The organism is Flavobacterium aestuarii, from assembly GCF_040049115.1.
GTDB lineage: Bacteria > Bacteroidota > Bacteroidia > Flavobacteriales > Flavobacteriaceae > Flavobacterium > Flavobacterium aestuarii.
In genome coordinates this window covers 307,855-315,224 of record NZ_JBDLZZ010000005.1, presented here as the reverse complement: position 1 = coordinate 315,224, position 7,370 = coordinate 307,855, and the positions used below count along the sequence as shown (strand labels likewise).

The window sequence follows — 7,370 nt, the reverse complement described above, 5'->3', positions numbered from 1 at the left end:
CGATGAGGGGTTCGAACCCCCGACCCCCTCGGTGTAAACGAGGTGCTCTGAACCAGCTGAGCTAATCGCCCTATTTTATTAGGCTGCTATCATTTTGTGATTGCGAGTGCAAATATAGGCAGGTTTTTCGCTTATGCAAAACATTTTCAAATATATTTTGCTTTTTATTTTAAGAAAATATTCAGTTGCTTAATTTTTAGTGTTTTAAAATATAAAAAAAATGATTTTTATTTCTGATTATTTTAGAAATGAAGCCGTGTTTGCCAATTTTTTCAAATAAAAATCAGCAATTTTAAGGTTAAAGAGATAAAATAAGACTGAGGTTGGTTTGATAAAATGAAAATGCAATACTTCTCAAATTCAATTTCATTTTTCTGGCTTTAATCTTTTCTGCTGTTTTTGGCTTCAATCCAGCGTGACATATATTTTGTACTTGTTAATGTATGATGATGCAGCAATGCTCCGAAAAAGTTGTCCAGACGATGCTGCTGTAAATTGGAAAGCAGGAATTGTATTTGCTCTTCAAAATCATTTTCAAATATTTTTTTTGAATACCGCTGATTAATAACAGCTATTCCATTTTGCTGTGCAGTTCGCCAGAGCTTTTCATCCTGATATAAGTGTGCAGCACATTTTACAAATTGAGTTATGTCATCTGTTACAAATCCATTCCATGGCAGATTCCCCCGCATGGATTCGGCACCAATTGCAGTTGTAACACTGGGAGTTCCACATTGCATGGATTCAATCAGCTTTCCTTTTATTCCAGCACCAAAACGTAATGGAGCCAAAACTACTCTTGCATTTTGTACTGCTTCATTGGCGTCATTTGCACGGCCTTTAATGTGAAAACCTTCTTTGGGCTGGTGCAGTTGAGTAACTTTTTGGGAAGGGTAAGCACCATAAATATGAAGTTCAGCTTCGGGCAACTGTTTCCGCAGCAATGGCCAGATAGTTTCTTTTAAATATTGTACAGCATTCCAATTGGGCTCATGAAGAAAGTTGCCAATAAAAACAAAATCGTTTCTTTCTTCAAAAGAGGGAAGTTTTTCGAATGTTTTTCCTGAAATTTCGTCTAATAAAAAAGGTAAATAATACAGTAATTTTTCATCTATTTTAAAAATGGATTTCAATAAATCCATTTCAAACTCAGAAATCATCAGAGATAAATCGCATCTCAATATACTGGCGATTTCTCTTTTGGCAACATCTTCTCTTAATAAATCAACAAGTTCAAATTCGCGTTTTCCCTTAAATGCTTTTTGTCTTGCCTGTCGCAGACAATGTAAATCTTCGGTGTCCAATATCCGCAAAGCATTGGGACAATTTTCGGCTACTCTCCAGCCAAACTGTTCTTCGATCATAAATCGGTCAAATAAAACGGCAGTTGGATTCAGTTCTTTGACAAAAGCATCAAAACTCGAGCAATTTAAGGCAATTGATTTTCTGGTTACTTTTAATAAGGATAAATCTGCCATAAAACTGCTGTCCATAGCTGGACTGGCGAATGTAATACTGAAACCTTGCTGCTGAAACTGAGTTATTAATTGCAGCATTCGTCCGCCCGCGGCAGAGGAATTGGGTTCGGGCCATACAAAGCCAATGATTAAAAGGGTTCGGATTTGTTGTGTCATTGTAAAAGTTAATGGTGCAAAATAATATAATTTGGCTGGTTAAAACATTATTTAAAGTGTAAAATCCATCTGAAAATACTAATTTTGCAGGAGTAAAATAATTGGTTATGCTTGGATTAAAGTTAGTTACAGACCCACGCTGGGTAAATATTGTAGAGTCGAATATAGAAGAAATATTGACAGACCATGCCTGGTGTGAGCAAAAAGCGGCTTCAAACGCAATAAGCCTGATTACTTATAACTCAGAGTTAGAGGAATTAGTGACCGAATTGCTGGTTATTGCCAAAGAAGAGTTGGATCATCTGCAATTAGTTCACAATCTGATCAAAAGCAGGGGGCTGACATTGGGCAGGGAACGCAAAGATCATTATGTCAATGAACTTTTTAAATTCATGAAAAAAGATGGCAGCCGAAAAGATGCTTTAGTAGACAGGCTTCTGTTTTCGGCAATGATTGAAGCCAGAAGCTGTGAACGGTTTAAAGTATTGTCTGAAAACATAAAAGATGCAGAATTAGCAAAATTTTATAGAGATCTTATGATTTCGGAAGCGGGACATTATACTACTTTCCTTGGATTTGCCCGAAAATATACAGATAATTTTGATGTAGATAAACGCTGGAAGGAGTGGATTGAGTTTGAAACTTCAATCATTACCAATTATGGTAAAAGCGAAACGGTACACGGTTAAAATTCATTTGCATTAGCGGATAATTCATCATTTTTATTTTCTTAATACAGTAAACACATTACATGTCAGCAGTCAATTATAAAACAATCGGAGTTAAAATTTTAAAATATACTGGCATTACGCTGGCAGTTTTATTAGCCTTGATGTTTATTACACCTTTAATTTTTTCGGATAAAATAAAAGAACAAGTCAAAAAAACAGCTAATGAAAAATTAAACGGCGAACTGAATTATTCGGATGCTCACGTTTCATTTTTTACACATTTTCCATCGCTGACTTTAACTTTGACTAAGTTCAACCTTAATGGATCGGTGCCTTTTCAAAACGAAAAGCTAGTCAGTGCCGATGAAATTGCATTTGGAATTAACCTGAGCAGTGTAGTTTTTGGAGAAAGTATAAAGATTGATCAGATTTTCCTTTCTAATGCATTGGTGAACATAAAAGTCAATAAAAAAGGGGAGGCTAATTATAATGTATATGCAGCCGAAAAAGAAACTGCCCCGAAAGAAGAAGAGTCGGATACCGGATTAAAATTAGAAGAAATTGAAATCAATAATAGTAAACTTATTTATGACGATCAATCGACTAATGTCTATGTAGATGCTTCAGGATTTAATTATTTAGGAAATGGTGATCTGAGCCAGGCGATATTTGAGCTGCACTCGAAATTAAAAATCGAAAAGCTGAATATCATTTATGCCAATGAACCTTACTTGATGAACAAAAAAATTGATGGAGATCTGATTACCAAAATAAACACCCATTCATTGTCATTTGTTTTTGAAGAAAATGACTTGTCGATTAATAAACTTTTGGTGGATTTTAAAGGAAAATTCGATTTCCTGAAAGATGGTTATAATATTGATTTTCTTCTAAAATCGGATAAAAGCAATCTCTATGATCTTTTTACGGCTTTTCCGCCAAAGTATATTACGTGGCTCAAAGACACTGAATTAAAAGGGAATGTAGATTTATTGTTTTCCTTAAAAGGGAAATACATTGCCTCACAAAACATAGGTCCTGATCTGAATCTCGATTTTAAAGTAAAAGATGGTTTTGTAAATTATAAAAAAAGTGCTTTTCCTGTATCTGATTTAAATATTGACATTTCTGCCCAAGTGCCTAATTTAAATCCTGAACTTTTAATGTTAGATGCCAGAAATCTATCCTTGAATGTGGATAAAAATTACATTAAGGCCAAATTGAGAATGAGCGGGATGACCGCTCCTGATATTGATATGGCTTTGAATTCTCAAATCGATTTGGAAAAATTAAATAAAGCCCTTGGAATTCCAGATATAGAATTAAAAGGAATGCTGGCTGGTGATTTGAAAGCCAAAGGAAAATTTGATCAGAAGAATAAACTTTTCCCAAATGCCAGCGGGACTTTGAATTTGATTGACGGATTTGTAAAAACGCCATATTATCCAAATCCAATCACTGATATTAATGTAGTTTCTAAAATAAATAATCAAAAAGGGACTTATGATGGGCTCTCGGTAGTTTTGAAACCTGCCAGTTTTACTTTTGAGGGAGAGCCGTTTTTTGTACAAGCCGATTTGAAAAATTTTGATGATTTAAATTATGATATTAAAGCCAAAGGAACTTTAAATATCAGTAAAATATATAAAGTGTTTTCGCAAAAAGGACTGGATGTAGATGGTTTTATCAAAGCCGATCTGGAATTGAAAGGAGTTCAGAGCTATGCCGAAAAAGGAGACTACAGCAAATTGCAGAATAAAGGAACTCTAGAGCTTAGAAACATAAAGGTTGCTACCGAGTATCTGCCAAAATCCTTATTGATTAAAGAAGGAATTTTCAGGTTCAATCAGGACAAAATGTCTTTCAATACATTTTTGGCTTCATATGGGCAGTCTGATTTTAAAATGAATGGCTATCTGAAAAATGTATTCAATTTTATGTCTTCCAAAAAAGGTACTTTGAGAGGATCGTTTGCATTGAATTCAAAATTTATCAATGTTGATGAGTTTATGTCAAGCACCGTTTCTTCCTCAGTAGCTCCTGCGGATGCTGTTTCAGACAGTGCGCAAAAACCTGCCCCGCAAGAAACAGGCGTAATTCTTATTCCATCAAATATGGATTTGCAATTTTATGCCACGGCACACAAAATCAATTATCAGGGGCTTACTTTACAGGACGGAAAAGGAGCTGTTAAAATGAAAAACGGTAAAATAGTGATGCAGAATACGGGATTCAATTTAATAGGATGCAATGTCGCTATGAATGCTGCTTATCAGGGAATCACACCTCAAAAAGCTATTTTTGAATATGAAATTAAAGCTAATGATTTTAATATAAAAAGAGCTTACAACGAAGTTAAAATGTTCAAAGAAATGGCTAGTGCAGCCGAAAATGCAGAAGGAATTGTATCGTTGGATTACAAAATAAAAGGAAGACTGAATCAGCAGATGATGCCAGTTTATCCATCATTAATAGGAGGCGGTGTGCTGTCTATTAAGGATGTAAAGGTGAAAGGAATGAAAATGTTTAACGCCGTAAGTAAAAAAACAGATCACGAAGAAATTAAAAATCCCGAGCTGTCTAAAGTTGATATTAAAACTACTGTAAAAAATAACATTATTACTATTGACCGTTTCAAATTTAAGTTTGCTGGTTTCAGGCCAAGAATAGAAGGAACTTCCAGCCTTGATGGGCGATTGAATATCAAAATGAGACTGGGACTGCCGCCTTTTGGAATTTTTGGAATTCCGCTCACTGTTACCGGAACCAACAGTAATCCAAAAGTCAAAGTTGGTAAACAGGGTCAGGATATCGAAGAAACTCAGGATACCGAAGATAAATAATTGAAGATAAAAAAGTACAAATTGCATCAATAAAGACCTTTTGCAATTTGTACTTTTTGTTTATTTAGAAACCTCAGGCAGATTGTGGTAAATGTAGTCGCCATGAATGCCAGTAAATGCAAGTTTTAATTCATCAAAAAAAGCTTTGCTGTCGGCTTCTTTCGGCCAAGCGGCTTTAACCAGTTCATCTTGTTTTAGACCTGATTTTTCGATATCTGCAAAGGAATCATAGAAGTAGGCTTCCATAAAATCTCTGCTGTCAGCACCCCATGCATGGCGAAATGGATAATAAGCTTTAATGAAAGGATTTTTCAATGTAACTTTCTCATTATATTCTTTCATGCCTTTGCCTTTGCCGCTCAGGGACATTTGTGATTTGCGGATATACACAATCATGGGTTCTTTGGAAGTGGCTTTAAATTCTTTTGAGCCTATCGTTTCGATAGAAGAGTAAATTTCGTCCGAATGCATAGGAAGATAATAGCTTTTCTGTTTGTCAAAAAAAGCGGTTCTTGCTTTTTCATCAGGCCACGCTTTTTTAATGAGATCTTCGGAGACATCATTTGATTTCTCAATATCTTCCCAAGTTTTGTAAACGCTTACTAGTATAACTTCAGAGCTGTTATCGGTATAATAGTGCGTTAAAATTTCCGAACCCAATATAAGGGGGTTTTTGCTTGTTACCTTATCAAAGTACTCTTGTTCCGTTGCCTTCCAATCTTTGCTGTCGGTATTGTAATTTCTGTGTAGGGTAGTCATTGTAATAAAAACAGGTTTGGGGAGATCTTGTGCATAAATAGTTATGCAGAACAGGAATGTTAAAATTAACATCCTCAACGAAAAAAAGTTTCTCTTTCTCATAATAAACTAACGATTAAATGATTAATTAATAAAAAACACTTATAAAGTTAGTTAATTGTTAATCAAGTAATTAAGTGATATTAATTTATTTTAAAGAAATTCTAAATAGGGGTTATTTGTCGATATTTAGCGGCAATTCAGCGATTACAAAAGTACTTCCGCCAATATAGATAAAATCATTTTTTGCGGCATTCTCCCTTGCTTCTTTATAAGCGTCTGCTACAGAGTTATAGGTTTTTCCTTGTAATGAAAAAGAAGAGGCTTTCTCTTTCAATAGATCAGCATCTAAACCGCGCGGAATATTTGGTTTACAAAAATAATAGACAGCATTTTTAGGGAACAGCGGTAATACTTCATCCAGCTCTTTGTCATTAACTACTCCCAATACAATATGCAGGTTCTCAAAAGTCTCTTTTTGGATCTGTTTCAAGACAATTTCAAGACCATTTTTGTTGTGCGCCGTATCGCAGATTACTTTTGGTTTTTTGCCCAATTGCTGCCATCTTCCTTGTAAGCCGGTATTTTTTACAACATGCAGCAGCCCCGATTTTATATTCTCGGAACTTACATTGAAATTCGTCTGATCGTTCAGGATTTTAAAAGTCTGCACAACTGTCTTTTTGTTATATTCCTGATAATCGCCTATCAGATCCGAAAGGTAGATTTCGGTAATCAGATCAGATGCAAAGTATATTTCCGACTGGCATTCTTTGGCTTTTGCCAAAAATACTGGCTGGGTTTCTGGGGTATATTCGCCAATAACAACAGGAATTCCGGGTTTTATAATTCCAGCTTTTTCAGCTGCAATCAGTTCTAAGGTATTGCCCAGAAACTGAACGTGGTCAATCCCAATATTTGTAATTACCGAAACCAGGGGTGTGATGATGTTCGTAGCGTCAAGTCTTCCGCCCAAACCCACTTCAATAATAGCAATATCAATATTTTCTTTTACAAAATAATCAAAGGCCAATCCAACTGACATTTCGAAGAAACTCATATCGTTTTCCTCAAAAAAAGATTTATGCCGGGCTACAAACCCGCAGACAAAATCTTCGGAGATTTCGGCTCCGTTAATCTTGATTCGTTCTCTAAAATCTTTTAAATGCGGTGAAGTATAAAGCCCCACTTTATATCCTGCTTCCTGCAGTATCGAAGCAAGCATGTGCGAAGTAGAGCCTTTGCCGTTGGTTCCCGCTACATGGATGCACTTTAGTTTTTTTTCAGGATTATCAAGATGACTGGCAAGCAGATTTACGTTGGTTAAATCTTTTTTATAAGCCGATGCTCCTTGTAATTGATACATTGGAAGCTGGTTAAACATCCAATTTGTGGTTTCCTGATAGTTCATTTATTTTTGATAA

At 35.3% G+C, this 7,370-nt stretch carries 5 protein-coding genes; 2 read left to right on the top strand and 3 right to left on the bottom strand.

The window, feature by feature from the left end:
* Positions 1–380: 380 nt before the first annotated feature.
* On the bottom strand, positions 381–1,634 hold the full coding sequence (locus tag ABEG11_RS07920) for a glycosyltransferase (RefSeq protein WP_348823625.1): 1,254 nt from the start codon (positions 1,632–1,634) through the stop codon (positions 381–383).
* 107 nt (positions 1,635–1,741) lie between these two features.
* Between ABEG11_RS07920 and ABEG11_RS07915 the strand changes: the two genes are divergently transcribed.
* Both ABEG11_RS07915 and ABEG11_RS07910 read left to right on the top strand, forming a co-directional pair.
* Entirely contained in the window at positions 1,742–2,323 is a 582-nt protein-coding gene (locus ABEG11_RS07915) for a MiaE family protein (RefSeq protein WP_348823624.1), read from the top strand.
* 62 nt (positions 2,324–2,385) lie between these two features.
* Positions 2,386–5,148: an AsmA family protein gene (locus tag ABEG11_RS07910; RefSeq protein ID WP_348823623.1), complete on the top strand. Its 2,763-nt coding sequence runs from the start codon at positions 2,386–2,388 to the stop codon at positions 5,146–5,148.
* Positions 5,149–5,208: 60 nt separating this feature from the next.
* Here the strand turns inward: ABEG11_RS07910 and ABEG11_RS07905 are convergent, their stop codons facing one another.
* Together ABEG11_RS07905 and ABEG11_RS07900 are read right to left on the bottom strand one after the other, a co-directional pair.
* Positions 5,209–5,907, bottom strand: coding sequence for a hypothetical protein (locus ABEG11_RS07905; RefSeq protein ID WP_348823622.1), 699 nt, complete (start codon positions 5,905–5,907; stop codon positions 5,209–5,211).
* A gap of 214 nt (positions 5,908–6,121) precedes the next feature.
* Positions 6,122–7,357, bottom strand: a complete 1,236-nt coding sequence (locus ABEG11_RS07900) for a bifunctional folylpolyglutamate synthase/dihydrofolate synthase (protein WP_348823621.1) — start codon at positions 7,355–7,357, stop codon at positions 6,122–6,124.
* Positions 7,358–7,370: the final 13 nt, after the last annotated feature.

Coding starts and splice junctions, on each gene's coding strand:
- ABEG11_RS07920 (WP_348823625.1), bottom strand. CDS start 1,634: ATGACACAACAAATCCGAACCCTTTTAATCATTGGCTTTGTATGGCCC.
- ABEG11_RS07915 (WP_348823624.1), top strand. CDS start 1,742: ATGCTTGGATTAAAGTTAGTTACAGACCCACGCTGGGTAAATATTGTA.
- ABEG11_RS07910 (WP_348823623.1), top strand. CDS start 2,386: ATGTCAGCAGTCAATTATAAAACAATCGGAGTTAAAATTTTAAAATAT.
- ABEG11_RS07905 (WP_348823622.1), bottom strand. CDS start 5,907: ATGACTACCCTACACAGAAATTACAATACCGACAGCAAAGATTGGAAG.
- ABEG11_RS07900 (WP_348823621.1), bottom strand. CDS start 7,357: ATGAACTATCAGGAAACCACAAATTGGATGTTTAACCAGCTTCCAATG.